Genomic DNA, 25,343 nt, shown 5'->3' with positions numbered 1-25,343 from the left:
ACCGGCCCACTCGACAGCAGGAACGCAGCCAATTAGGCTTCAAGCGACGACGCCGGACCCAGGAACTCCTCGCTCTGCACGCCCGAGTCTCCAATCTTCACCAGCACACCCGCACCACCATGCCCGCCCAAAAGCGACGAAGTTACCTGAAGGGTGCGCTGCACGTTTGGGATCAGGTCGTGCAGTGGGCGGCCTGACGTTCAGGTGGTCCGTCAGCAAGGTCGGCTTGCACCTCGTTAACTTGCCAGAACCGCGCGAAGAGGCACTGAATTTGATGCACCAAGTTCATAGGGTCTCGCGGGTGACGGCGAGTGGGAATCGGTACCCAGGATACTTCTGACCACTCAGCACTACGTCACCCTATCCCAATAGCTTGCCACAACCCCCCAGACAGAGGCCCTCGCTTGACAGGCCCCAGCTCCCCCGATACAGTTGGGTTAACGCTAATCCATAGATATCGCTGGTTCTGGTCGCCGATACCTTCGGAAGGATTAACGTTAATCCTCGACAATTCGGCTGGTCTAGCGATTGAAAGGAGGGTATGAGAAAGGCCGTCACCGTCACCGATGTCGCCCGACACGCGGGCGTCTCTGCCATGACCGTTTCCAAAGCGCTCAACGGCCGCGACCGAATCTCTGAGGAGACGCGGGCGCGGGTGCTGGCGGCGGCGAGTGAACTCGGTTACGTGGCGAATGCCGCGGCGCGCAGCCTGCGGGGCGGACGCACGGACCTTCTGGGCCTGCTCGTGCAGGACCTCAGCAACCAGTATTTCGCCGAGATCGTGCGCGGGGCCAGCGAGGCCATCCGCGAGCGCGGCCTCGACCTCGTGCTCTACACCTCCTCCAACGACCCCGAGCGCGAGCGGCAGCGCGTCGCCACCCTGTCCAGCGGTGTGTCGGACGGCCTGATCATCGTGGCGCCGCACGGCTCGCCGGGGCTGCTGGAACAGCTTCAGCACAGCCGCGTGCCCGTCGTCCTCATCAACGCCTGGAATGTGGACGACTTGCCAACCGTCAACCCCGAGAACCGGCTCGGCGCCCGGGCGGCCACCGAACACCTGCTCGCCCTGGGCCACCGCCGCATCGGGTTCGTGACGGGCCGCCCGGACTCGCCGCTCAGCCCCGAGCGCCCCGACGGCGTGATGCGCCTGCAGGGCTACCGGGAAGCGCTCGTGGCGGCGGGTGTCGCCTTCGACCCGACCCTTCTCCACCCCGGCGGCCTGCACCTGCCGCTGGGACGTGAGGCGGGACACGACCTGCTGGCCCTGCCCGACCCGCCCACCGCCATCTTCGCCGCCAACGACTTCTGCGCCTTCGGCGTGATCGAGGCCGCCCGCGAGCGCGGCCTGCGGGTGCCCGAGGACCTGTCGGTCGTGGGCTTCGACGACGTGCCGATGGCCGGGCAGGTCCAGCCCGCCCTGACCACCGTCCACCACCCCCTGCACGACCTGGGCCACCGGGCGGCCACCCTGCTGCTCGACCTGCTCGCCGACCACGCGCCCGAGCGCCACGTCGAGCTGCCCAGCCGCCTGATCGTGCGGGACTCGACCGCCCCGCCCGCCTGAGCCACCCGACCGTCTCACTCCCCCACCGCCTGCCCCGCGCAAGGAGGATGTCCATGTCCTATGCCCGCTTTGCCCGTCCCGCCCTCGCCCTGAGCGCCGCCCTGCTCGTCGGCCACGCCTCCCCGCAGGCGCAACGGCCCGTCGTCCTCAAGCTGTGGCACAACCGCATCGCCTCCAGCGAGTCCTTTCAGAAGGAGATCGCCGCCTTCGAAAAGGCGAACCCCGGCATCAAGGTCGAGATCACGCCCACCTCGGGTCAGCAGTACACCCAGGTCGTCAACCTCGCCTTCAAGAGCAATAACGCCCCCGACGTGTTCGTGATTCCCACCGACGGCGGCGTGACCATCCAGGACGCCATCGACAGTGGCTGGCTGCTGCCCCTGAACAAGTGGGCGACGAAGGGCTGGCAGGCCACCTTCCCCGCGGGGTCCTTTGCCGAGGGCATCAACGTCTTCGACGGCAAGGTGTACTCCGCGCCGTGGGCCTCCAACGCCGCCAACTACCTCGCCCTGTACATCAACAACAAGGTCTTCCGCGACGCGGGCCTGGTGGACAGGAACGGCAAGGTCCTGGTGCCCCGGACGTGGGCCGAGCAGCGCAAGTTCGCCCAGCAGATCGTGCAGCGCACCGGCGGCAAGGCCTACGGGCTGGGTTTCGGGGCCAAGCAGGGCGACTACGTCATGAACATTCAGATGCAGAGCCTGCGCGCCTCGGGGGTGCCCGCGCCCGGCAACACCGACCTCGGCTACTACTACTTCAACTACAAGACGGGCCGCTTCGAGTTCGCCACCAATCCCCTCTTCCGGCAGTGGTTCGAACACTGGATCGACATGAAGCAGGACGGCAGCATTCTGCCTCAGTCGGTCAGCCTCAACGACGAGCAGATTCGCCCGGTCTTCGCGGAGGGCAAGTTCGGCATGTACGTCAACGGCGGCTGGGTCGTGCCGTCCCTCAAGCAGACCAACCCCGGCTTCGAGGATTACACCGTCGCGCCGCTGCCCGTGCGCGGTGGGCCGTCCTCCACCGCGTACTACCGCACCATCCCCGCGAGCTTCGAGCTGGGGGTCTCCAGCAAGACGGGGCACCCCGAGGAGGCCTGGAAGCTGTTCTCGTTCCTGAACTCGCGCGCCTCCGCCAACCGTTGGGTGAGCTACGGCGAAGCCGTGCGCGTGTGGCCCGAGACGGCCAAGCTCGCCAAGGGACGCGCTGGCGATGTGGCCCGCGTGCTGGTGTCCCAGGGGCGGGTCGCGCCCGCCTTCAACGCCCTGCGCCCCGGGCTCGCCGACGTGAAGTTCCAGGAGCCGACGCCCAACATCGAGTACTACGTGCTCGCGGCCTACACGGGGCAGCTCAAGAAGAGCGACCTGCCGAACGTGCTGAAGGACCTGGAGAACCGTTACAACCAGGCGCTCGACGACGCCATCGCCACAGCACGCAAGGGCGGCAGCAAGGTCACGCGGGCCGACTTCGCCTTCCCGAACTGGGACCCCGGCAAGGACCAGGCCACGGTGAAATGAGGGCCAAGGGCGTCCCCGCGGCGCCCCTCCCCCGGAAGAGGTGCATGTGTCCACTCCCGCCCGTCCCACCAACCACATGACCGCCTCCCGCGGGCGTGAGCGCCGCCCCGGCCTGGGGTCCCGCCTCGTCGCCGCCCGCTGGTCGTACCTGCTGCTCGCGCCCGCGGTGCTCCTCGTCCTCGCCTTCGTGGTGTACCCGCTCGTCGCCTCGTATCCGTACACCCTCTACAACTGGAACGGCGTGGGCACCCCCAGCGCCTACGTGGGGCTGGAGAACTTCCGGCGGGTGGCGCAGGACTCCTTCTTCTGGGCGGCGTTCCGGCACACCTTCCTGTACGTCCTCGCGGTCGTGCCGCTGCAACTGCTGCTCTCGCTGATTCTCGCCCTCGTGCTCAACAACCCGAAGCTGCGGGGGCGCAACCTCTACCGGGCGCTGTTCTTCAGCCCGGCCGTCACCTCGCAGCTCGTGATGGGCATCGTGATCGGCTTCATCTTCACCGGGATCAGCGAGCCGCTCAGCCGCGGGTTGCAGTCGCTCGGCCTGCTGCAACGGGGAGAACTCCTCAGCCTGCTCTCCGACCCCCGCACGGCGCTGTGGATGATCGCCCTCGTCGGCGTGTGGCACGGCATCGGCTACAACATGGTGTACTTCCTGGCCGCGCTCCAGGGCATCCCGCAGGAGCTGTACGAGGCGGCCCGCATCGACGGCGCCTCGCCGAGGCAGGAATTCTTCCGCATCACCCTGCCGATGCTGCGCGCCCCGGGCGTGGTGATCGTGTTCCTCGCCGTCATGGGCGCTCTCGGCGTGTTCGAGCTGGTGGTGGCCCTCAGCGGCCTGGGCGCGACGAGCCTCCTGTCCGGCACCGAGGTCGTGAGCACCTACATCTACCGCAACGCCTTCGGGACGCAAAGCGCCAACGTGGGCTTCGCCTCCGCCGCCGCGCTGTTCATGGGCCTCCTCACCATCGTCCTCTCGGTCGCGCAACTCCTCGCCTACCGCGCCCTGGGCGTCCGGCGCCCCGGCCTGGAAACGGAGGTTCGGCTGTGACGACCCTGCCCGCGCCCCGCGCACGCCGCGCCCCGTTCTCGTTCGCCCGCTTCCGGGGCATCCTCACCCACCTCGTCCTGTTGGCGGTCGGTGCCTTTTACATCTTCCCCTTCCTGTGGATGGTCGGCAGTTCCCTCAAGACCTCGGGCGAGTTCTTCACCGGCGGCCTGAGCATCCTCCCCGCCGCACCGCAGTGGCACAACTACGCGGACGCCTGGAGCAAGGGGAACTTCGGCACGTACTTCTTCAACACGGTGCTGTTCGCGCTGGGCTCGACCGCCTTGCTGATCCTGCTGTCCTCGGCGGCGGGGTACGTGCTGGCGCGCACGAACTTCCCGGGGCGTCCGGCCGTCATCGGCGTCATGCTGGCGCTGTTCTTCATCCCGGGCGGGTACACCATCCTGCCGCTGTTCGACCTCGTGTCGCGGCTGGGGCTGCTCAATACGCTCTGGTCGGTCATCATCGTCGTCACCGCGGGCTCGATCATCTACAACACCATCCTCTTCAGCGGGTACTTCACGACGCTGCCGAAGGAACTGGAGGAGGCGGCCACGATGGACGGCGCGAGCCTGCCGCGCACCTTCTGGTCGGTCGCTCTGCCGCAGGCGACGCCGATGATCGCTACGGTGGGCCTCTTCCACTTCATGTACTCGTGGAACTCGTTTTTCATCCCGCTGGTGTTCACCATCGGCAACCCCAAGCTGCGGACGCTCGCGGTGGGCCTGCAAGCCTTTATCGGGGAGAACCAGACCCAGTGGACGTGGATCGCGGCGGGGGCCGTCATCACCATCCTGCCGATCATGCTGCTGTTCTTCTTCCTGCAACGCTACTTCGTGGATGCCATCGCCGGGGCCGTGAAGGGCTGAAACCCGCGCCCCCCACGTTCTCCCGTCACCCCCGATCCCACCATGTCTTGCACAGCCAGCCCCCAGCGGGCTGGAGGGGAGTCCTGTCATGTCGAAACGCACCACACCCGCCCTGACGCTGCTCACGCTCGCCCTCACCGCCTGCGGGCAACCCGCCCAGTCCGGCGAAACCTCTGCCCCTACCCTGCACACCCAGGCTGCGGTCACGGCCAACGTGTACGTCGATTGGGGCGAGACCCGGGGCACCATCACGAACGAGCTGTACGGGGTGGGGCTGTACGGCGGGGTCGCGCCCTCGGTTGCCACGCAGCCCACGTACAAGACGAACCTCAGCTATTTCAAACCCGGCCTGGTGCGTTTTCACTACAACGACCTCATCAACGACTCGGCCACCGACCCGCGCGGCTGGGTGGACGTGGCGAACCGCCGCTGGGATGAGGCTCGCATCAAGACGGTGATGGACGCCATTGACTCGTTGAATTCAGGCACGTACGAGTACTACAAGCCCGCCAAGCTGGTGAACATCCCCCGCTGGCCCGCCTGGATGAAGACGTACACGTATACCTCCGGCGGCCACAGCGAGACGTTGCTCGACCCCAGCGAGTTCGACAACTACGCGGCCTTCTGCGCGCAATTGGCGACGATCCTCAAGAACCAGGGCCGCAACGTCAAGTACTACACCCCGACGAACGAGCTGGACTCCCGGTACTACGTGCCCTATTTGAATGGGGGAGACAAGCTCGACGAACTCATCACGCTCCACAACAAGGTTGCGGCGGCAATTCGGGCCGCGGACCCGAACGCGAAGATCGGCGGCCTGGAGTTCGCGCGGGGCGACCTGACGGACGGGGTGCGGCGCTTCATCCGCGGCACGAAGGGCTCCCTTGACGTGGTGATGTACCACTTCTACGCGAACGATGACCCTTACGCCGCCGACGCCGACGTGTACAACCGCACGCAGGACGCCGCGCGGCACGGGCAGGACATCGTGAACATCGTGCGGCAGGAGGGGCTGAATCTCCCCGTGATGGACACCGAGTTCAACATCAACTACGCCGGGCGCCAGGACTACAAGATGACCCTCTCGCAGGGGGCGGTGTACGACGCCCTCGTCTTCATCGGCGCGGCCAACACCGGGCAGGTGGGCACCGCCGCCTGGAACGACCGCGACGGCTACTACGGCAAGCTGAACAACGACGACGGCACCAACTCCATCCGCGTCGGCGCGCACAACCTCCAGATGTTCAACACCTTCATGACGGGCCAGCGCGTGACGAGCACCTCCGACAACGGCGCGTTGGTCACGCTCGCCACCACTTCGGCGGGGCGCAAGTCGATGGCGCTGGTGAACCGCTCGAGCACGGCCCAGACGGTGAAGGTGAACTTCTCGTCGTTGTGGAGCACGACCGCGACCTGGAACCGGTATGTGGTCGCGCCGGACCCCAGGTACTACTACACGGGCACGCTGAGCACCGCCGACCTGCAAAACGGCAACCTGACCGTGGAGCCGAACTCAGTCACGGTGCTGACGGTCGCCGACAGCGCGGCGGTCACCTCCACCAGCCGCGAACTCTCCCGCACCGGTTGGACGGCCAGCGCGTCCGGCAGCGGGGCCGGGGAGGGGCCTGCGAACGCCCTCGACGGCAGCGTGACGACCCGTTGGTCCACGGGGGCGCCGCAGGCGAACGGGCAGTGGTTCCAGGTGGACTTCGGGAGCGCCAAGACGTTCGACCGGGTGATCCTCGACGCCAACAACTCGCTGACCGACTTCCCCCGCCGCTACGAGGTGTACGCCTCCAACGACCCGGCCAACCTCGGCATGCCCCTCGTCACCGGCCCCGGCATCGCGGTGAGCGGCAGCGCGTACGGCACGGGTGGAGGTTTCGCGGGGGCGCCCACCATCATCACCTTCGCCCCGAAGACGGCCCGCTACCTCCGCATCGTGCAAAAGGGCTGCTGCACCCCCGGCTCGAACTGGTGGGGCATCAACGACCTGCGCGTTTACAGCCACTGAGCACAGTTTCCAAAGCTTCACGTCCCCGAATCCGCTCCTCTCCCAAGACCGCACCCGGCCCTATCCAGGAGCACTTATGCGTCAACACCACCGCACGCACACCTCCGCCGCCCTCCTCGCCCTGACCGGCCTGCTCCTCGCGGGCTGCGGGCAGAACGCCTCGCCCACGACGCGGGCCGCCCCCACCTCCCTGAGCACCCAGGCAGTTTCCACCACCGCGTGGCAGGACGCCGACATCGGCAACACCGGCGCCGCGGGGAGCTTCACCCAGGAGGGCGACACCATCCGCGTAACGGGAGCGGGCGACGAGATCGGCGGGGGTTACGACCAGTTCCACTTCACCTACCAGGCGCTGGAGGGCGACGGCGTGATCGTGGCGCGGGTGGCGGACATCGCCAGCGCCAATGCCGGGACCAAGGCCGCGGTCGTGATACGCGAGACGCTGGACGGCTGGCCCCCGGCGCGCGAGACGATCATGGGCTTCTCGGGGGCGAACGGCGCCTTTTTCGCCGCGCGGACCGAGCCCCAGGGCTTTGCCAACGTCACCGCGAATGGCGCGGCGCTCCCCGGCTGGGTGAAGCTTGAACGCCGGGGCAACGTGTTCACCGGCTTCACCTCGGTGGACGGGCAGACGTGGCAGCAGGCCGGGAGCGCGACGGTCGGCATGGGGAGCAAGCTGTACGTGGGCCTCGCGGGCGGCGGCGAGACCTTCGGCAAGCTCGCCACCTCGACCTTCGACCACGTGAGCGTGGCGACCATCGACCCGCCGCCCGTGAACGTCAGCGTGAACTGGGATCAGACCCTCTTCCGCACCTCGCCCCTGGGCTACGGCCTGAACGGCTTCAAGGCCTTTGACCCCCAGAACGCGGCGAGCGCGAAGTACAACGAGAACCTGCGCTACATGAACCCCGGCATCCTGCGCTACCACAGCATGGAGATGATGGGCGACTCGGGGACCACGCCCAACGGCTGGATCGATACCGCCAACAGGCGCTGGGACGCCGAGAAGATCAACACGGCGCTGAAGAACCTCGGGGCCGACCCGGTGCGCCTCATCAACATCCCCACCTGGCCGAGCTGGATGGATACGGACAAGGACGACCTCCTGGACCCCGGCATGGAGGACGCCTTCGCCAACTTCTGCGCGGACCTCGTGCGGATCGTGAACGTGCAGGGGCGCAACCGGGTGATGTACTGGGAGCCCACGAACGAGCGCGACGACGTGTACTTCGTGCGGCCCACCAATGCCGGGCAGCCCGACCGCCTGAACGACCTCATCGACATCTACAACCGGGCGGCCCGCGCGATGAAGGCGGTGGACCCGCACATCCAGGTCGGCGGGCCCGCCTTCGCCCGCGCGGACCTCTACCCGCAGGTGCGGCGCTTTATCGCGGGCACGCTGAACGTCGACCGGGAGCGGGGCCGCCCGGTGAGCACCCTCGATTTTCTGAGCATCCACGGGTACGCGAGCGGCGACCCCACCGAGTCCGACGCGGCGATCTATAACCGCATCTACAACCCGACCGACAGCACCGTGAACTCGCTGAGCAAGCACGTGGCCGACATCCGCGCCATGTTGGACGAGGCGAACGGGCGGCGTATCCCGCTGTGGATGGACGAGTACAACATCAGTTGGGCGTGGTGGACGGGCGAGGAGCGCATGCACAACAATAAGGGCGCGGTGTTCGACGCCCTGGCGATGGTGTACCTGACCGGCGCGGGCGCCGACTCCACGATGGCCTGGAACGAGAAGGACGGCGCCTATGGCAAGACCGACGAGAACGACGCGCTGCGGCCAAGCGCCCACCTCTTCCACCTGATGAACCGCTACATGCTCGGGAGGCGGGTCGCGGCGCAGAGCGCGGACGAGTCGGCGGTCGCCGTCGCCGCCGTGAGGGGCGAGCGCGGGGAGCGGGCGTACCTGCTGATCAACCGCTCGGGCGCCCGGCAGGGGGTCGTGACGACCTTCCAGGGGTGGCGCCCCGACGGCCGCCGGAGCACCCTCGACCGCTACGAGATCTCGGCGGACGGGTTCACGAAGGGCACCATGGCCTGGAGCGACGTGGCCGCCGGGAACCTGCGCCTGCCGCCCAACTCGGTCACGCTGATTGTCGAGGGCAAGTAACAGGGCAGGAGGGACGCCCCTTTACACGTTGGGCCGCCCTCCCCGCACGAGGGTGACGTGCTGACCACGCCCCGGGAGGACTTTTGACGCACATCATGGACGACGCCCACACTTCCTCACCCCTGGCCTTCCCCCCGGGCTTCACCTGGGGGGCCGCCACCTCGGCCTACCAGATCGAGGGCGCCTGGGACGAGGACGGCAAGGGGCCGAGCATCTGGGACACCTTCGCCCACATGCCGGGCCGCGTGGCGGGCGGGGACAAGGGCGACGTGGCCTGCGACCACTACCACCGCTGGGAGGAGGACCTGGACCTGATCGCGGGGCTCAACCGCGACAGCGCCGAGTGGTTCGCCGACTACGCGCGGGTGGTGGTGGACCGGCTGTCCGACCGCGTGTCGCACTGGATGACCTTGAACGAGCCGCAGTGCTTCGTGGGCCTGGGACACCGCACCGGGCAGCACGCACCTGGAGACCAGTACGACTGGGAGCGGGTGCTGCGGGTCGGGCACCACGCGCTGCTCGCCCACGGCCGGGCCGTGCAGGTGATCCGCTCACATGCGAGGACGCCCAGCACCGTGGGCTACGCGCCGGTCGGCGTGGTGCGGATCCCCGCCTCCGGGCGGCCGGAGGACCTGGAGGCGGGGATCCGGCACATGTTCAGCGTGCCCAAGGGCGACTCCTGGAACAACACCTGGTGGCTCGACCCGGTGCTGCGCGGGCAGTACCCCGAAGACGGCATGGACGCCTTTGACGGCGCGCGTCCACCCGTCCAGCCGGGTGACTTCGAGATCATGAACCAGCCGCTCGACTTCCTGGGCGCCAACATCGACAACGGCCAGACCATCCGCGCGGGCGAGGACGGCGTTCCCCAGGACGTGCCGCACCCGCAGGGCATCGGGCGCAACCTGTATGCCTGGCCGGTGACGCCCGCCTCCCTGTACTGGGGCCGGCGCCTGCTGCAAGAGCGCTACGGCCTGCCCATCGTCGTGACCGAGAACGGCACCAGCACGGGCGACTGGGTGAACCTGGACGGCCAGGTGCGCGACTTCGCCCGCATCGACTTCCTGCGACGCTACCTGCTGGAACTGCGCCGGGCCATGGCCGACGGCGTGGACGTGCGCGCGTACTTCCACTGGTCGTGGATGGACAACTTCGAGTGGCAGGAGGGCTACAAGCAGCGCTTCGGCCTCGTGCATGTGGATTACGCCACCCAGAAGCGCACCCCCAAGGCGAGCGCGGCGTGGTATGCACGGGTCATGGAGACGGGCGGCGCGAGTCTGGATGAAGCGGTGAGCCTCTGATGGCCCTGTTCGACCTGCCCCTGGAAACGCTGCGGACGTACGCCCCCCCTGTTCACGAGCCCGCCAACTTCGACGCCTTCTGGCGCGGGACGCTGGAGGAGGCGCGCGCCTTCCCGCTGGACGCCCGCTTCGAGGAGGTGGACTTCGGCCTGCGCTCTCTGAACACCTTTGACGTGACCTTCCGGGGCTCCGGCGGGCAGCCGGTCAAGGGGTGGCTCCTGCGGCCCAGGAACGCCGGGGGCGACCTGCCCTGTGTGGTGGAGTTCATCGGCTATGGCGGCGGGCGGGGTCTTCCCACCGACTGGCTCACCTACGCCTCGGCGGGGTACGCGCACCTCGTCATGGACACCCGCGGGCAGGGTAGTGTGTGGCGCCGGGGCGACACGCCCGACCTCGCGCCGGATGGGGACAACCCCCAGTACCCAGGTTTCCTCACCCGCGGGGTGCGCAGTCCGCAGACGTACTACTACCGCCGGGTCTTCACGGACGCTGTGCGGGCAGTGGCGGCGGCGCGCGCTGCTCCCGGGGTGGACGCCACAAGGGTCGCCGTGGCGGGGGGCAGTCAGGGCGGCGGCATCTCCCTGGCGGTGGCCGGACTCGTGCCGGACCTCGCGGGCGTGCTTCCCGACGTGCCCTTCCTGTGCCATTTCCGCCGCGCCTCCGAAATCACCAACGCCGCACCCTACAACGAGGTGGCGGGCTACTTGCGAGTTCACCGGGACGCGGTGGAGGAGGTGTTCGGCACGCTCGCCTACTTCGACGGGGTGAGTTTTGCGTCACGCATCCACGCACCCGCCCTCTTCTCGGTCGGCCTGATGGACGAGGTGTGCCCGCCCAGCACGGTGTTCGCCGCGTACAACCGCCTGCCCGGGAGAAAGGACATCCGCGTCTACCCCTACAGCGGCCACGAGGCCGGGGAGGGCGTGCACGTTCCCGAACGGCTGCGCTTCCTGCGGGGGCTTTCCGGGTGGGCGGGGTAGGAATGCCCTCAAACGCCGCAGAAGGTGAACGTCCCCTGCCGGTGCTCCTCGACACCGACATCGGTACCGACATCGACGATGCCTACGCCCTCGTGCTGGCCGCCACGGCTCCCGAACTCGACCTGCGGGCGGTCACGACGGTCGGGGGGAATACCTTCACCCGCGCCGAGATCGCGCTGAAACTCCTAAAGCTCCTCGGCCATTCCGCCCCGGTCGCCGTCGGCAGCGGCGTCCCCCTGGGCAAGGTGCCCTGGCGTGGCTGGGACGGGTACGAGGGGGAAGGGCTCGACCTCTCCGACGTGAGCTGGCGGCGCGACGCCCACCCGCTCGCCGCCCCACACCTTATCGCCGACCTCGCGGAGACCGCCCACGCTGAGGGCCGTCCCCTCACCTTCCTCGCCATCGGGCCGCTGACCAACCTCGCGCTCGCCCTCCAACTTCACCCCGAGGCCACCCGCCAGCTCGCGCAGGTGGTGTGGATGGGGGCGAACTTCCAGGGCTTCGGTCCCGAGAACGCGCGGGCCGAGCACAACGTCGCCTGCGATCCCCTCGCCGCCGAGGTCGTGCTGCAAAGTGGATTACACGTGACGGTGGTGGGCTACAACGTGGGCGTGCAAACCCGCCTGGGCCGCGCCGACCTGGGCGAGTTGTGGGAACTCGGCGGGCCTCTGGGAGATGCCCTGGCTGGACTCCACGAGGTCTGGTTCCGCTGGACCCAGCGCGACCACTCCCCGATGTACGACCCCCTGACCGTGCTCGCCGCCTTTCGGGAGGACCTGATCGAGACGGTGCCGACCCATGCCCACGTCGACCTCGCCGCCCCTGAACCGGGCACCGTCGTGTTCGGCCCGGGCGTGGAGGACGCGCCCCACCGGGTGGCGACGCACCTCGACCTGCCGCGCTTTCAGGAGATGCAACGGGAACGGTTGCGCCGGGCCGTCCCAGGTCGGGGGGGGACACCGTGACGTGCCTCGCCTCCACTCTCCCTTCCTCCCTGCCCTGACCGTCTCCTCTCAGCCTCTTTCCCCCTGGAGTTCCCGCATGACCACGACCGAACCCGCCCCGCAGACCCAGCCTGCCCTCGTCGCCCCCAAGATTCCGCACGTGCTGTACGGCGGCGACTATAACCCCGAGCAGTGGCCCGAGGAGGTGTGGGCCGAGGACGCCCGGCTGATGCGGGAGGCGGGCGTCAACCTTGTCTCGCTGGGCATCTTCGCCTGGGCGCGGCTCGAACCCCGGCCCGGCGAGTACGACTTCTCTTGGCTCGACCGGGTGATGGACCTGCTGCATGAGCACGGCGTCTTCGTGAACCTGGCGACCGCCACCGCCTCGCCGCCACCGTGGTTCTCGAAGCTTCATCCTGAAAGCCTCCCCGTCACCGAGAGCGGAGTCACCCTGGGCACCGGCTCGCGGCAGCACTATTGCCCGTCCAGCCCCGCCTACCGCAAGGCGGCGCACGCGCTCGTCACGCGCCTTGCCGAGAGGTACCGGGACCACCCCGCCCTCGCCATGTGGCACGTGAACAACGAGTACGGCTGCCACGTCTCCGAGTGCTTCTGCGGGGAGAGTGCGCGGGCCTTCCGCGCGTGGCTGCGGGACAAGTACGGCACCCTGGGCGCCCTGAACGACGCCTGGGGCACCGCCTTCTGGTCGCAGGGGTACGGTGACTGGGACGAGATCGAGCCGCCACGCGCCGCCCCGACCTTCCGCAACCCGTCGCAGGGGCTGGACTGGAAACGGTTCTCGTCGGACGCGCTGCTTTCCCTGTTCGAGATGGAGCGCGAGATTCTGAAGCGCGTGACGCCTGACATCCCCGTCACCACCAACTTCATGTGCTTTTTCAAGCCGCTGGACTACTGGAAGTGGGCGGGGAGGCAGGACGTCATCTCGAATGACGCCTACCCGCAGCCCTCCGAGCCGGGCGCGGCGGTCGAGATGGCGATGGCTTCCGACCTGATGCGCTCCCTCGGCGGCGGGCGCCCCTGGGTGTTGATGGAACAGGTGAGCAGCCAGGTGCAGTGGCGCGAGCGCAATCCCCTCAAGCGCCCGGGCGTGATGCGGCTGTGGAGCCTTCAGACGGTGGCGCGCGGGGCGGACGGCATCATGTTCTTCCAGTGGCGTCAGTCGCGGGCGGGCGCCGAGAAGTGGCACGGGGGGATGTTGCCCCACGCGGGCACGGACACCCGGACCTGGCGGGAGATCAGCGGCCTGGGTGCCGAACTCGCCCGTCTGACGCCGGTACTGGGCGGACGGGTGGGGGCGGAGGTGGCGATCCTGCTCGACTGGGAGAGCTGGTGGGCCCTGGAGCTGGACGCGCGGCCCTCCCGCGCGCTGAAGTTGCTGGATCAGGTGCGTGACTATTACACCCCGCTGTGGGAGCGCAACGTCGCGGTGGACTTCGCGCGGCCCGGACAGGACCTCTCGGGGTACCGGGTGGTGCTCGCGCCCAACCTGTATCTGACCCGGGAGGGCGTCGGGGCGCAGCTTGAGGAGTACGTGTCGTCGGGCGGCACGCTGGTGGTGTCCTTTTTCAGCGGTATGGTGGATGAGCACGACCAGATTCACCCAGGCGCCTATCCCGCCGCGCTGCGCCGGGTGCTCGGCCTGCGGGTGGAGGAGTTCGACCCCTACCCCCAGGGCCACACCAACCGCGTGCGGACGCTGGGCGGGGAGGCCTTTACGTCACGGCTCTGGGCGGACGTGATCGTGCCCGAGGGGGCCGAACCCCTCGCCACCTTCGGCGAGGACTTCTATGCCGGGCGGCCCTCCGTCACCCGTCACGCCTTCGGGGCTGGGACAAGCTACTACCTGGGCACGCGGCTGGACGAGGCGGGCATGGACTGGGCGCTGGGCGAGATGCTGGCGGGTGCGGACGTGCGGCCCACCCTGGATGCGCCACGCGGGGTTGAGGTGGTGCGGCGGCAAAGCGAGCACGGCGCGTTCCTCTTCTTGCTCAATCACGCCGACAGGCCGGTGACCGTGACCCTGCCTGCCCCCGCCGCCGACCTGCTGAGCGGTCTGGACCACGGGACCTCCTTGACGCTCGACCCGCGCGGCGTCGCGGTGCTGCGGGAGAGCCCGGTGGGGTGAGGTGACAGGGGGAGCCGGGTGGGTCAGCCCACGAGTGTATTCCGCCCGCCCACACGCCGAGCCGTTCGAGCAGGGCGACGCTCTCCCGGGGCCGCTCCAGTTCAGGGGGCGCCCGCACGTTCGGCATGATCCCCAGTGGGAGGTTGGCGGCGCGGGCGAGCCGCACCCCCACGTTCAGCCCGACCTGCCGCTCGCGCTCTCCCCAGACCACTGTGGCGGGAACGTTCAGGTCGCGCAGCAGCGGGGCGAGGTCGTAGCGCAGCGATCCACCGAGGAAGGGCAGAGCCGAGTACGCCCCGCCGGGTTCAGGAAGCCCTGTGAGGTGAACCACGGCCGGATGAACGAATGGCGGTGAAAGACGAGACGGTAAAAGATGAGGTTCAGGCCCGGCACGCGGGCGAGGGTCGAGAGGACGGCCCTGGCCAGCGGCGAGAAGGCGTCCTCCCCGAAGTCCAGCCCGCCCGAGGGCAGCCACAGCACGAGGCGGGCGACCCGGCCTGGATGATCCCGGGCCACCCGCACCGCCCATCCTGTGGCCAGACTCTGCCCGGCTCGCCGAGGTCATCCAGCAGGGCGCGCAATTGGGCCGCGTAATCCTCGCCGCCCTGAAAGCGTGCGGGATGATCCGAAAGGCCCCAGCCCACCCAGTCGGGCACGACGACGCGGAAGCGGCCCGTGAACGCGGGGGCGACCTTGTTCCAGTACCAGGCCGAAGCTCCGCCGCCGATGCCGTGCAGGAAGAACAGGGGCGGCCCCTGCCCCGCCGCTTGGCGTGGGAACGCGGCGGCGGGTGAAGCCGCGCTCCGTGAAATGACGCGTGGGGTCGCGGCGCAGCGGCGCGCCAGGGCGGCGGTGAGGGAGGACAGGGGCAGTGACGGTGAAGGGCTGGCGCTGAGGGCAGGAGGGGGTGAGCGGGGATGGAGTGCCGCCCGCCTCACCGGCACCAACGGGGTCTGCCTGTTTGAGCAGCGTGGTTGCACACCGCAATGCCCTGCACCCGGACCATCACCGAGTCCGGGCGCAGAGTCTTTTGGGCGCGGCTCGGCCCGCAGCTACACCGCAGATCGCGTTCCCCCCTCGGGAGTGGTCAGGCAACCGAGACCCCGCAGGGTGGTCCCCATCGCCTCGTCCCAGGGGGTGTGCGGCTCCGCGCCCAGAAAGGCCACCAGCCGCGTGTTGTCCAGCTCGATGGAGTGCTCCCACAGCGGCCGCACCGCGTACAGCTCCCGCATCGTCTCGTTGAACGGTGCCGCCACCCGGAACACGAACCACGGTAGCGGCCGCACTGGAAGTCGCGGATTTCCCACCACCCGCCGAATCGTCTCGACCATGCCCGTCCCGTCCGCGTCCCAATAGCCCTGGAAGTGGAAGCGGGCGAAGGTGTCAAGGTCGGCGTCGCGCTCCAACACCCGCGCGAAAGCCTCACCGGCATCCGGCAGGTAGGCCCAGGTGTGGCCCACGCCCGGCTTCCCGGGATAGGTCACGCTTCGTAAGGGCTGCCCCGGCCGGACCATGCCCTGCGAGAACCAACTGTTGCCGGGATTCGGGCCAAAGAAGTCCCCGAAGCGCAGGATCAGGGAGCGCACGCCCTCCCGCGCAGCCTCCTCCAGCTTCTGTTCCAGGGCGATGCGGACCTTTCCCTTGTGGGTGGTGGCGCGCTGGGGCGAGTCCTCGCGCAGCACGGGGTAGGCGTCTTGGCCATAGTTGTAGATGGTGCCGGGCAGCAGGATGCGGGCGCCGCTGACCCGCGCGGCCTCGACGGTGTTCTCGATCATGGGCAGCACGAGCTGGCTCCAGCCCCGGTAGCCGGGAGGATTGACGGCGTGCATGATGGCCTGGACACCCTGGGCGGCGCGGACGATGGAGTCGCGGTCCATCGAGTCGCCCTGGACCCACTCCCAGCCGGAGGAGTCGTGGGCGGGCTTTCCGCCCCGCGACAGGGCGCGGATGGTCCAGCCGTGGCGGGCCAGGGCGGCAGCGGTCTCGCCGCCGATGCCTCCGGTGGCGCCCAGAACGAGGGCGGTGCGGGTGTGCGGTGCGGTCATGTTCTCCTCCTCGCGGCAGGCGGTGCCGCTGTCAGACGCAAAGGGCGCGTCGAGACCGGCGGGTTCAGGGGCGAACGAACGGCGGGGAGGAGTGGCGCAGGGGCTGACCACTCCCCGCCGACTCAAGCTCCAGTGTTGACACGCGCCGATGTGAAGGGCCTGCGGGCGGCGGCGGGTCGCAGGCCGAGCAGGATGGGAACGGCGATGGCAACCGGCACAATGTTGATCAGGGCGGCGGCGGCAAAGGCGCCCAGGCCGCTCCCCATCAGCAGCGCCCACAGGGCTGGAAGCATGAACAGCACGAAAAACGCCGCTGCGGGAAGCAGGAACTTCGACAACGCCCGCAGGTGAGGCGCACGGTAGGAGAGGTAGAACCCCAGCGTGTTCCCGAGCACGGCGGGCAGGGTCGCCAGCATCAACTTGCCCGGAGTGGGGCTGAACGTGAGGTGGGTCATGGGGGTCTCCTGTGGCGTTCCAGGTGCTCTGGGAAAGAGGCAGGGCTGAGCGTCAACGGTGGGCGGGGAGTGGGTTCGGTGACGGCCAGGCCCCCTCTCTGACGGCAGGAAGTGGTTCTGACTGGTTCGACCTGGGGCTCTTTCCCCGGAGGGTCAGGCGTCAGGGCTTGGGAAACGAGAAGCCGTCGGTCGGCAGGCCGAGTTGCCCGAAGACCTCGGCGCGGTTGTAGTAGTCGGCCACCTCCTGAATGCGGCCTCCCTTGAGCGAGAAGACCGAGGTGACCGGAACGGCGAACGACTTCCCGGTGCCCTGTACGGGGCCGAGCCGAAGTGGCGTACCGGAGAAGATCCACTGCACGGCCACCCGGTCCCCGATCTGGAAGGCGTCGAGAATCTCGCCGCGAGCGTCGGGGATGTTCTGCACGGTCAGGGTGACCCAGAAGCCCACGTTGCTCTTTCCCTGGCTCTTCGCCCCGAAGGCGTAGTCCTGATACACGCCGTCGTCGGTGAACAGGGCGGCCATGGCGTTCGCGTCGCCCGTGTTCCAGGCGGTGATCCACTTCTGCACGATGGGGGGCACCGGGCGCCCACTCGCCGTGGGGACCGTGGACGCAGTGGGGCCGGTCGGCACCTGAGCGGCGGACATGCCGGTGGCGAGCAGGAGGCCGAGGAGGGTGGTCTGGGCAGCACGGCGGGGCAGGATCGTGGTCATGGTAGTTCCTCCGGGTGAAGCGGGTGGATGGTCGCGGCGACCCTCCAGGGTGAGCGTGGTGACGTCCTGGAACCTGCGGTGTGAGGGAACCTCCCTAAGTCCTCGAAGGGGCGACGGCGACTGAACTCTGTCGCCCTTGACTTACGTTGTTAGTATACACCGTTAGTAATCTTTTGTCCAGGCGTGTATGCCTCTGCCCCGAAGGGGTCATGGCAAGTTGTTAGGGAAGGGTGACGCGGTGTTGAGCGGTCAGAAGCTCCCGGGCTACCGCTTTTCCCTCGCCGTGATCGACGACACCGTGTGGTTGTACCACCGCTTCACGCTCAGCTCCCGAGCCGTCGAGGAACTCCTCCTGGAAGGGGGGATTGCCGTCACCCGTGAATCCACTCGGACCTGGTGCACGGGGTGCAGTAAGCTCTTCGCTCAGGACCTCCGCCACCGGGAACCCCGACGTCCCCTCCCGGTGGCACCTTGACGTGACGGTGCGTGGACATCGGTGGGATCGAACATGGGCTGTGGATGAACACGGAGCCGTGCTGGACGTTTTCTTTCAGGAACACCGGGAGACCGAGGCGGCCAAGTCGTTCTCCCGCCGACGGTGAGGGGAAGACGACGTGCCAGAAGTGGTTCACACCGACAAGCTCCAGTGCGGTGCAGCACTTGGGAAACTCCCCGTGCTCCACGGTGTGGAGCACGTTCAGGTCAGAGCTACGGCCCGTCGCAACAACCTGACCCTGCCATCCCATCGACCGACACGACGCCGTGTTCGGCAACAGCGAGGGTTCCGATCACGACATCGGGCGCAAGGCGTTCTCGACTTGCACACCCGAGTGACGAACCTTCACCAGCCTGCCCGCTCCACCTTCCCTGCTGCCGAGCGTCGAGAACACCAGCAAGAAGCCTTCCAGACCTGGCGTGAAGTGGGGGTACAGCAGCCCGCCTGCCTTTCCGAAGCTTCTCCGCCTCCCGGAAGTCAACAACTTGCCACAACCCAGTTGTGTCCAGTTTTTGGGGGTAGACCACCGTGAGTCCTGTACACTGAGCGGACAACCCTGTCCACGGGACAGGTTCCGGCGACCATACGCCGAACTGGAGGAGTCTGCTACCGCAGGTTCCTCCTTTTTCATTTGCTCCAGGCTCGGATTCACCCCAGGAGGATGCCCATGAAGCGACCAGACGACCCACCCGACGGTCCCAACACGCCCCCGACCTGGCAGAACGTCGTCACCCTGGTCCTCACCTTCACCGCTGGCCTCCTGGTGGCCGGTCTCGTGGCGCTGCTGCTCGTCGCCCTGTTCCTGTGACGCCCACACGCGCCACCTCTCCCCTCTGGACTCCCCATGACTGAGCCGCATCACCCCACCCTGCTTGACACCCTCGGTCTTTCCCCCGGCGAGGGCACCCTCACGGGGCTCGCCATCCTTCTCTTCGTCCTGACCTACGTCCTGATCCTGCTGGAGAAGTACGTCCACCGCACCGTCGCCGCCCTGCTGGGCGCCTGCGCCGTGATGGTGCTGGGGCTCCTGACCCCTGAGCAGGCCTGGGGCAGCATCGACTTCAACACCCTCTTTCTGCTGTTCGGCATGATGAACATCGTCAACGTACTGAGCCGCAGCGGCTTCTTCGACCTGGTGGCCCGCCGGGCAATGGTCCTCACACGCGGGGAGCCGGTGCGCGTCCTGTGGATCTTCAGCCTGCTCACCGCGGTCTTCAGCGCCTTTCTCGATAACGTCACCACGGTGCTGTTCATGGCGCCGGTGGTCGTCACCGTCGTGACCCGGCTGGGCCTGAGGCCGCTGCCCTACCTGATCGCGGTCGTGCTGGCGAGCAACACGGGCGGCACGGCGACCCTGGTGGGCGATCCCCCGAATATCATCATCGGCTCGGTGGCGGGCAAGGGCTTCGGAGACTTCCTGACGAACGTGGCCCCCTACGCGGCGCTCGCCACCCTGGTCGGGATCGCCCTGATGCACCTGCTGATGCGGGTTCGGGGTGACCTGGCGGGCGGCGACTCGGGGGAGCGCTTGCGACGGGTCCTCGCCGACCCCACGCCCATCCAGACGAACCCGAAGCTGATGCGCCAGGCGCTCTGGGTGTTCGCGGTGACCTTGCTGCTGTTCATCGTCGGGCACCCCATCGGGCTGGAGGCGGGCCTCGTCGCCCTGACCACCAGCACCTTCCTGTTCCTGATCGCCGACCTGTCCCCGGTCGAGCTGTTCGAGCGGGTGGAGTGGGCGACCCTGCTGTTCTTCATGGGCCTCTTCATCGTGGTCGGCGCGCTGGAACACGTCGGGATCTTCGAGCGCGTGGCGACCACCCTGACGACCACCATCGGCGGCGACATCGGGCTGGGCATCCTGCTCGTCGGCTTTTCCAGCGCGATCATCAGCGGGTTCGTGGACAACATCCCCTTCACCATCAGCATGGCGAGCGTGCTGCGGGAATTGCAGGGTACGCTGGGCGCCGGGATGGACCCGTTGTGGTGGGCTCTGAGCCTGGGAGCGTGCCTGGGGGGCAACCTGACGCTCATTGGCGCGTCGGCGAACATCGTCGTCTCGGACATTGCCGCCCGTGAGGGGCACCCCATCAGCTTCGGGGCGTTCATCCGCTACGCCACGCCCATCGCCCTGGCGACCGTGGCCCTCGCGGTGGGGCTGTACTACGCCGTCTTTCGGCTGACCGGGGCGGGGGTCTGAGATGCGGCTGCTCGACCTGGCGACCCTGCTGGTGTGCGTGACCGCCGCCCTGGCCTTTCTCAATGCCCGCTTTCTCAGGCTGCCCGCGTCCATCGGCGTGACGGTCGGTGGCCTGGTCGTCAGCCTGGGGCTCCTCGCCCTGGTCGGCCTCGGCGTGCCGTTCGCCCTGCAAGCCGTGGACCTGGTGCGGGGCATCGGGTTCGACGACTTCGTGTTCGAGGGCGTGCTGTCCTTCCTGCTCTTCGCCGGGGCGCTGGGCGTGAACTCGCACGCCCTGTGGAGCCTGCGCGGCCCGGTGCTCTCCTTCGCGCTGCTATCCACCGCGCTCTCCATCGGGCTGGTCGGGGTCACGGTGTACGGGCTCGTCGGCCTGTTCGGGCTGAACGTTCCGCTGGTGTATTGCCTGCTGTTCGGCGCCCTGATCTCGCCCACCGACCCGGTGGCGGTGCTGGGGATGCTCAAGCAGGCCAACGTCCCCAGACGGATCGAGACCCTGGTGGCCGGGGAGAGCCTGTTCAACGACGGGGTGGGCGTCGTGGCCTTCGCGGTGCTGGCGGGCATCGCGGCGGCGGGCGGGGAGGCGCACGGCCCGGACCTGAGCGCCGGTGGCGTGCTGGGTTACCTGGGGTACGTGGCCCTGCGAGCGGTCAACGACTTCGTGGTCGAAGTGCTCGTCACCCTGGGCCTGGTACTGGCCTGCACCGCCGTCGCCACGCACCTGCACGTGTCGGCCCCGCTGGCCGCCGTCGCCGCCGGGCTGCTGGTCGGCTCCCTGACAGACCGCAGGCCCGCCGCCCTGTCCAGCCGGGAGAAGTTCGACTCCTTCTGGCACCTGACCGACGAGTTGCTGAACATCTTCCTCTTCGCCCTGCTCGCGCTGGAGGTGGTGGTCGTGCGCTTCAGCGGGCAGGCCCTCCTGCTCGGGCTGATCGCCATTCCGCTCGTGCTGCTGATCCGCGCCGTCAGCGTCCAGGTGCCGGTGACGCTGCTGGGACGGCGCCACGGGTTCTCGCCCTTCACCCGCCGCCTGATGATCTGGGGCGGCCTGCGGGGCGCGATCAGCGTGGCGCTGGCCTTCACGGTGCCCGCCGGGCCGCAGCGGGACCTGTTTCTGGTGATGACGTACGTCGTGGTGGTGTTCTCGATCATCGTGCAGGGCCTCACCGTGGGCAGGCTCGCCGCGCGGGCTGGGGAAGGAACCGGCCGGACCCTCCACTGACGGGCGTCCGGCAGTTCAGGGTCCCGTGCGGAAAGGCCTTCTGACTGCCTGACGTGTTGGTGCGGCGCCCATGCCCTGCTGAAAGGCCAGCCTCCCCGGGCGCGGTAGGGGAGCGGGCGGGAGGACCTCGACCGTGAGGGAGGGCAACGGGTGAAGGGATTTGCGCTCTATGCGCTGCTGGCGGTGGTGTGGGCCCTGTTCACCGGGGAGGTCAGTCTTTGGGAACTCGTGCTCGGGTTCGCCGTCCTGCTTCGCGGTCCCGGCCGTGTTTCCCCGCGCGCTGGGCACGGGCGAGTACGTCCGCCGCATGGTCGCCGGGCCGAGCTTTCTGGCGTACTTTCTGCAGGAGTTGACGGTGGCGAATGTCCAGGTGGCCCTCTTCGCGCTGCGGCGCTGCCCGCGCCTGAACTCCATGATCGTGGCCGTGCCGCTGCGGGTGCAGGGGGACCTGCCCCAGACGCTGCTGGCCACCACCCTCACCCTGATGCCGAGCACTGTAGTCATGGGCTTCAGCCCGGATCGCCGCACCCTCTACGCGCACGCCATCGGCACGACCAGTGCCCAGGCGGCCCACGACTCCATCCGGTGGGTGGAGGACCGGCTGATGCGTGTCCTGGGGTCACTGGAGGCCGGGGCGTGAGGGGCAGGCCGCGGCGCCCGCAGGGGCACAGGCCCGTTCAGCCCTGCTGGAAGGGTTGAGAGGTCAATGCCAGCCTGCTCTGCCAGGGGGAAGAGGCGAGTTTGCTCAGCCTCAACGAGGCCGTCGCCGTGCCCGCCCAAATGGAGATAGCCAGCCGCAGGGCCGTCATTGCACGCGCCCGTCGTCCCACCCAGTGTCGTCCCGCCGACATTGCCTCCAGCATGTTCCTCATCGCGCCGGGGACGAGGACAGAGGGACAGCGCCGTGTTGCCCGGTTGACACAGACGCGCTCCACCGGGGATCACGCTGACCCTGGAGGAACAATCATGAAGACGGAAAACCTCAGGGTAGGTGTCATGGGTGGGCTCGCGGGCAGCGTGGTCTTCGGTCTGCTGATGGGCATGATGGGGATGGGCGTGCAGTTTGCGAATGCGCCGAGTGCCCAGAACCTGCTGAGCCTGATGAGGCACCCGATCTACGGGGCCGTCCTCGGCCTGACCTACGCGGCGCTGGCGTCCCGACGGGTCATCGCCCGCTCCCTCACGCCCTGACCACCGCTGGCGTGGGGCGTCCGGCAGGACTGCGGGCGCCCACGGCCCGGAGGAGCACGCCGGACGGCGGACCCCGCACAGTCAGACCCAGCCGCGAGCGTGTCGTGCTCGCAACACGCGGGGCCACCCGTGCGGGTGACACTGGGGCATGAACGCACGTCTCGCCTCCCACCCGGAGTCACGCCATGAGCGCCTTTGACCCCACACGCAGGTTGCTGTCGCTGCTGGGCGTGAGTCCCGTTCCCAGGGTCCCCCGGAGAGCCTGGGCCGTGACGGACACCGACTGGATGAATTCCATCAGCGACCCGGACATGCAGCGCCTGGGGCAGATCTGCCCACCGCGCCGGTACGCACGCGGGGAGCGCGTCTACCGGCGTGGGGAACCGGCCGGGAGCCTCCACATCCTGCTCGAAGGCCACGTGAAGCTCGCCCAGCCCGGCTGGCTGGGGAACGAGCGGGTCCTGACCGTGTGCGGCCCCGACGACTTCTTCGGCGAGAACTTCCTGACCGGGGCCGCAACCTGCCTCGCGGACGCCGTGTGCCTCACGGATCACACCGTCGTGTGCCCGGTGAGCCGCGAGCAGTTTCTGGAGGTCGCCACGCAATTGCCCCACGTCGCCCTGACCTTCGCGATGGTGCTCGCCCGGCGCAACGCGGACCTGGAGGAGCGGCTCCACGTCATGACGCAGCCCGTGCAGGTGCGGCTGGCGCGCGTCATGGCAGAGCTGGCGGTCCGTCTGGGCGAGGACACCGGAGAGGGCGTGTACCACCTGCGGCTGGACCTGCGGCACGACGAGATCGCGAGCATGGCGAACGCGAGCCGGGTGAGTGCCACCCAGGCGATCAGCGCGTGGCGCGCCCAGGATCTCGTGCTGGGCACGCGCGGCGACTACCGGGTGAACGTCCGGGGCCTGGAGGCCCTGATCGAGCAGCTCGAACTGGAGGCGCTGGAATGACGGCCACGGCGGGGCGGACCCGCGAGCTGGAGTGGAACGTCCCCTGCGCGCTGGGGACGCGGACGCTGCAGGGCGACGTGGTGGTCATCGGCGGGGGCTCGGCGGGCCTCACGGCGGCGCAGGTCGCGGCGGCGGCGGGGAAGCGCGTCCTGCTGATCGAGCGGGACCGGCTGGGCGGCGAGTGCCTCTTCACCGGCTGCGTACCCTCCAAGACGCTGCTGTCCCTCGCCCGCACCGTGCACGAGGCGCGTTCCGCCGAAGGGCTCGGCCTGGCCGTGATGGGCGAGCCGAGCTGGAGGGCGGTGCAGACGAGACTGCGGCGCACGGTCAACCGCTTTCACGAGACGGACTCTCCCCGCGCGGTGGAGCGCCGGGGCGTGCGCGTCCTGGCGGGCGAGACGCGCTTCGTGGCCCCACGGACCCTGGAGCTGCGCTGCGGTGACCACACCCACGAGGTCCGGGGCCGGAACTTCGTCCTCGCCACCGGCTCGCGGACGGTGATTCCGCCGATAGAGGGCCTGGACGAGGTGCCCTTCCTGACCCACGAGACGGTCTTTACCCTGCCCGAGCGCCCCGCGCACCTGCTCATCGTGGGGGGTGGGCCGCTGGGCTGCGAGCTGGCGCAGGCGTTCGCCCGGCTGGGCAGCGATGTGACGGTGGTGGAGCGGGGGGAGCGCCTGATCGAGCGCGATGAGCCGGAGGCGTCGGCGATGCTCCGGGACATCCTCGGCGCGGACGGCGTGCGGGTCCACCTGAATTCGGAAGTCGTCCGGGTCGAGCGCGCGGCGGAGGGCATCCAGGTCCACCTCAGCAGCGGCGGCCTCGTCTGCGCCTCGCACGTCCTCCTCGCCACGGGCAAGCGGCCCCGGGTGGAGGACCTGGGCCTCGACGTGATCGGCGCCGAGTATGACGAGCAGGGCCTGAAGGTGGACGCCGCCATGCGCTCGGTGAGCTGCCCGTACCTGTGGGGCGCCGGGGACGTGGTGGGCGGGCCGATGTTCACCCACGGGGCCACCGAGCGCGGCACGCTGGCGGGGCTGGGCTCGCTGGGATTGCCGGGACGGTTCCTCGCCCGGATTCGTGCCCCCGCCGCCCGGGTGGAGGACATCCCCTCGGTCACGTACACCGACCCCGCCATCGCCCGCTGGGGCCTCACCGAGCGCGAGGCCGTCAGAAGGCACGGGCGGCGCGTGACGGTCGTGGAGTACGGCGCCTGGCAGCTCGACCGCGCCCTGATCGAGGGGGAGGTCGGCTTCGTGAAGCTGGTGGCGCTCTCAGGATTTCTGGGCACGCCGCTCGGGCTGCGGGTGGTGGGCGCCGAGGTCGTCGGCGAGTACGCGGGCGAACTGATTCAGCTCCTGAGCCTACCCGCCCGCCTGGGCTTCCATCCCCTCAAGCTGGCCCTGCTGCCCGCTCCCTACCCCACCTACGCCGAGGCGGTGCGGCAGACGTACCTGGGGCTCTTCACTCGGGGACATGCCTTCGGGCGCAGACGCCGGGGGCGGGCGTAGGGTGACCGACCCTACGGCTGAAGCCGAGGGCTTGTCAGGCGACGGCATGCGCT

General features: G+C 68.8%; 22 protein-coding genes and 2 pseudogenes. 18 read left to right on the top strand and 6 right to left on the bottom strand.

From position 1 onward, the window contains the following. Positions 1-541: 541 nt before the first annotated feature. The 10 genes from DAETH_RS19615 to DAETH_RS19570 all read left to right on the top strand — a co-directional run bounded on the left by DAETH_RS19615 (position 542) and on the right by DAETH_RS19570 (position 14,505). Positions 542-1,564 (top strand): LacI family DNA-binding transcriptional regulator, encoded by a 1,023-nt coding sequence (locus DAETH_RS19615; RefSeq protein ID WP_264777777.1) that lies wholly within the window; start codon positions 542-544, stop codon positions 1,562-1,564. A 53-nt stretch (positions 1,565-1,617) separates the two neighbouring features. After that, positions 1,618-3,081: an ABC transporter substrate-binding protein gene (locus DAETH_RS19610; RefSeq protein WP_264777776.1), complete on the top strand. Its 1,464-nt coding sequence runs from the start codon at positions 1,618-1,620 to the stop codon at positions 3,079-3,081. A gap of 76 nt (positions 3,082-3,157) precedes the next feature. Then, entirely contained in the window at positions 3,158-4,129 is a 972-nt protein-coding gene (locus DAETH_RS19605) for a carbohydrate ABC transporter permease (RefSeq protein ID WP_264777775.1), read from the top strand. After that, on the top strand, positions 4,126-4,995 hold the full coding sequence (locus tag DAETH_RS19600; protein WP_264777774.1) for a carbohydrate ABC transporter permease: 870 nt from the start codon (positions 4,126-4,128) through the stop codon (positions 4,993-4,995). Before DAETH_RS19605 ends, DAETH_RS19600 begins: the two co-directional genes overlap by 4 nt. An 88-nt stretch (positions 4,996-5,083) precedes the next feature. After that, a complete protein-coding gene (locus DAETH_RS19595) occupies positions 5,084-7,009 on the top strand; it encodes a discoidin domain-containing protein (protein ID WP_264777773.1) in 1,926 nt (641 codons plus the stop codon). Positions 7,010-7,085: 76 nt separating this feature from the next. Further along, a complete protein-coding gene (locus tag DAETH_RS19590) occupies positions 7,086-9,134 on the top strand; it encodes a GH39 family glycosyl hydrolase (RefSeq protein WP_264777772.1) in 2,049 nt (682 codons plus the stop codon). Between the two features lie 83 nt (positions 9,135-9,217). Continuing rightward, positions 9,218-10,435, top strand: a complete 1,218-nt coding sequence (locus DAETH_RS19585; RefSeq protein ID WP_264777771.1) for a glycoside hydrolase family 1 protein — start codon at positions 9,218-9,220, stop codon at positions 10,433-10,435. Beyond that, entirely contained in the window at positions 10,435-11,415 is a 981-nt protein-coding gene (locus DAETH_RS19580; protein ID WP_264777770.1) for an acetylxylan esterase, read from the top strand. The genes DAETH_RS19585 and DAETH_RS19580 overlap by 1 nt, the downstream gene beginning before the upstream one ends. Positions 11,416-11,417: 2 nt before the next feature. Continuing rightward, positions 11,418-12,380: a nucleoside hydrolase gene (locus DAETH_RS19575; RefSeq protein WP_264777769.1), complete on the top strand. Its 963-nt coding sequence runs from the start codon at positions 11,418-11,420 to the stop codon at positions 12,378-12,380. Between the two features lie 76 nt (positions 12,381-12,456). Beyond that, a complete protein-coding gene (locus DAETH_RS19570) occupies positions 12,457-14,505 on the top strand; it encodes a beta-galactosidase (protein WP_264777768.1) in 2,049 nt (682 codons plus the stop codon). 225 nt (positions 14,506-14,730) lie between these two features. Here DAETH_RS19570 and DAETH_RS19565 read toward each other — a convergent pair whose 3' ends face one another. The 5 genes and pseudogenes from DAETH_RS19565 to DAETH_RS19550 form a co-directional block, all read right to left on the bottom strand. Next, positions 14,731-15,027, bottom strand: a complete 297-nt coding sequence (locus DAETH_RS19565; protein WP_264777767.1) for a hypothetical protein — start codon at positions 15,025-15,027, stop codon at positions 14,731-14,733. Between the two features lie 44 nt (positions 15,028-15,071). After that, positions 15,072-15,443: pseudogene (locus DAETH_RS24730) on the bottom strand (alpha/beta fold hydrolase); the annotation flags it as partial. A 114-nt stretch (positions 15,444-15,557) separates the two neighbouring features. Beyond that, positions 15,558-16,550: an NAD-dependent epimerase/dehydratase family protein gene (locus DAETH_RS19560; RefSeq protein WP_264777766.1), complete on the bottom strand. Its 993-nt coding sequence runs from the start codon at positions 16,548-16,550 to the stop codon at positions 15,558-15,560. 122 nt (positions 16,551-16,672) lie between these two features. Continuing rightward, positions 16,673-17,005, bottom strand: a complete 333-nt coding sequence (locus DAETH_RS19555) for a hypothetical protein (RefSeq protein WP_264777765.1) — start codon at positions 17,003-17,005, stop codon at positions 16,673-16,675. Between the two features lie 160 nt (positions 17,006-17,165). Then, on the bottom strand, positions 17,166-17,717 hold the full coding sequence (locus tag DAETH_RS19550; protein WP_264777764.1) for a nuclear transport factor 2 family protein: 552 nt from the start codon (positions 17,715-17,717) through the stop codon (positions 17,166-17,168). Between the two features lie 238 nt (positions 17,718-17,955). Between DAETH_RS19550 and DAETH_RS19545 the strand changes: the two are divergent. The 5 genes and pseudogenes from DAETH_RS19545 to DAETH_RS19525 form a co-directional block, all read left to right on the top strand. Next, positions 17,956-18,619, top strand: a pseudogene (locus tag DAETH_RS19545) (IS6 family transposase); the annotation flags it as partial. Between the two features lie 261 nt (positions 18,620-18,880). Continuing rightward, positions 18,881-19,021: a hypothetical protein gene (locus DAETH_RS19540; RefSeq protein ID WP_264777763.1), complete on the top strand. Its 141-nt coding sequence runs from the start codon at positions 18,881-18,883 to the stop codon at positions 19,019-19,021. Between the two features lie 36 nt (positions 19,022-19,057). After that, on the top strand, positions 19,058-20,413 hold the full coding sequence (locus DAETH_RS19535) for an ArsB/NhaD family transporter (protein ID WP_264777762.1): 1,356 nt from the start codon (positions 19,058-19,060) through the stop codon (positions 20,411-20,413). 1 nt (position 20,414) lies between these two features. Then, positions 20,415-21,632 (top strand): cation:proton antiporter, encoded by a 1,218-nt coding sequence (locus DAETH_RS19530; RefSeq protein WP_264777761.1) that lies wholly within the window; start codon positions 20,415-20,417, stop codon positions 21,630-21,632. 265 nt (positions 21,633-21,897) lie between these two features. Beyond that, positions 21,898-22,272: a Na+/H+ antiporter subunit E gene (locus tag DAETH_RS19525; protein WP_264777760.1), complete on the top strand. Its 375-nt coding sequence runs from the start codon at positions 21,898-21,900 to the stop codon at positions 22,270-22,272. Between the two features lie 37 nt (positions 22,273-22,309). Here DAETH_RS19525 and DAETH_RS19520 read toward each other — a convergent pair whose 3' ends face one another. Next, a complete protein-coding gene (locus tag DAETH_RS19520) occupies positions 22,310-22,495 on the bottom strand; it encodes a hypothetical protein (RefSeq protein ID WP_264777759.1) in 186 nt (61 codons plus the stop codon). 103 nt (positions 22,496-22,598) lie between these two features. Between DAETH_RS19520 and DAETH_RS19515 the strand changes: the two genes are divergently transcribed. The 3 genes from DAETH_RS19515 (at position 22,599) to DAETH_RS19505 (ending at position 25,290) form a co-directional block, all read left to right on the top strand. Further along, positions 22,599-22,823: a hypothetical protein gene (locus DAETH_RS19515; protein ID WP_264777758.1), complete on the top strand. Its 225-nt coding sequence runs from the start codon at positions 22,599-22,601 to the stop codon at positions 22,821-22,823. Positions 22,824-23,092: 269 nt separating this feature from the next. Continuing rightward, complete coding sequence (locus DAETH_RS19510; RefSeq protein WP_264777757.1) at positions 23,093-23,779, top strand: Crp/Fnr family transcriptional regulator; 687 nt, start codon at positions 23,093-23,095, stop codon at positions 23,777-23,779. Beyond that, positions 23,776-25,290: a dihydrolipoyl dehydrogenase family protein gene (locus DAETH_RS19505; RefSeq protein ID WP_264777756.1), complete on the top strand. Its 1,515-nt coding sequence runs from the start codon at positions 23,776-23,778 to the stop codon at positions 25,288-25,290. Before DAETH_RS19510 ends, DAETH_RS19505 begins: the two co-directional genes overlap by 4 nt. Positions 25,291-25,343 lie beyond the last annotated feature (53 nt).

The organism is Deinococcus aetherius, from assembly GCF_025997855.1.
Taxonomy (GTDB): Bacteria; Deinococcota; Deinococci; order Deinococcales; family Deinococcaceae; genus Deinococcus; species Deinococcus aetherius.
This window is presented reverse-complemented; position numbering and strand designations above follow the sequence as displayed.

What these genes read in the sequence shown, in the direction of transcription:
- DAETH_RS19615 (WP_264777777.1), top strand. Translation starts at nt 542, where the DNA reads ATGAGAAAGGCCGTCACCGTCACCGATGTCGCCCGACACGCGGGCGTC.
- DAETH_RS19610 (WP_264777776.1), top strand. Translation starts at nt 1,618, where the DNA reads ATGTCCTATGCCCGCTTTGCCCGTCCCGCCCTCGCCCTGAGCGCCGCC.
- DAETH_RS19605 (WP_264777775.1), top strand. Translation starts at nt 3,158, where the DNA reads ATGACCGCCTCCCGCGGGCGTGAGCGCCGCCCCGGCCTGGGGTCCCGC.
- DAETH_RS19595 (WP_264777773.1), top strand. Translation starts at nt 5,084, where the DNA reads ATGTCGAAACGCACCACACCCGCCCTGACGCTGCTCACGCTCGCCCTC.
- DAETH_RS19590 (WP_264777772.1), top strand. Translation starts at nt 7,086, where the DNA reads ATGCGTCAACACCACCGCACGCACACCTCCGCCGCCCTCCTCGCCCTG.
- DAETH_RS19580 (WP_264777770.1), top strand. Translation starts at nt 10,435, where the DNA reads ATGGCCCTGTTCGACCTGCCCCTGGAAACGCTGCGGACGTACGCCCCC.
- DAETH_RS19575 (WP_264777769.1), top strand. Translation starts at nt 11,418, where the DNA reads ATGCCCTCAAACGCCGCAGAAGGTGAACGTCCCCTGCCGGTGCTCCTC.
- DAETH_RS19570 (WP_264777768.1), top strand. Translation starts at nt 12,457, where the DNA reads ATGACCACGACCGAACCCGCCCCGCAGACCCAGCCTGCCCTCGTCGCC.
- DAETH_RS19560 (WP_264777766.1), bottom strand. Translation starts at nt 16,550, where the DNA reads ATGACCGCACCGCACACCCGCACCGCCCTCGTTCTGGGCGCCACCGGA.
- DAETH_RS19555 (WP_264777765.1), bottom strand. Translation starts at nt 17,005, where the DNA reads ATGACCCACCTCACGTTCAGCCCCACTCCGGGCAAGTTGATGCTGGCG.
- DAETH_RS19550 (WP_264777764.1), bottom strand. Translation starts at nt 17,717, where the DNA reads ATGACCACGATCCTGCCCCGCCGTGCTGCCCAGACCACCCTCCTCGGC.
- DAETH_RS19540 (WP_264777763.1), top strand. Translation starts at nt 18,881, where the DNA reads ATGAAGCGACCAGACGACCCACCCGACGGTCCCAACACGCCCCCGACC.
- DAETH_RS19535 (WP_264777762.1), top strand. Translation starts at nt 19,058, where the DNA reads ATGACTGAGCCGCATCACCCCACCCTGCTTGACACCCTCGGTCTTTCC.
- DAETH_RS19530 (WP_264777761.1), top strand. Translation starts at nt 20,415, where the DNA reads ATGCGGCTGCTCGACCTGGCGACCCTGCTGGTGTGCGTGACCGCCGCC.
- DAETH_RS19520 (WP_264777759.1), bottom strand. Translation starts at nt 22,495, where the DNA reads ATGCTGGAGGCAATGTCGGCGGGACGACACTGGGTGGGACGACGGGCG.
- DAETH_RS19515 (WP_264777758.1), top strand. Translation starts at nt 22,599, where the DNA reads ATGAAGACGGAAAACCTCAGGGTAGGTGTCATGGGTGGGCTCGCGGGC.
- DAETH_RS19505 (WP_264777756.1), top strand. Translation starts at nt 23,776, where the DNA reads ATGACGGCCACGGCGGGGCGGACCCGCGAGCTGGAGTGGAACGTCCCC.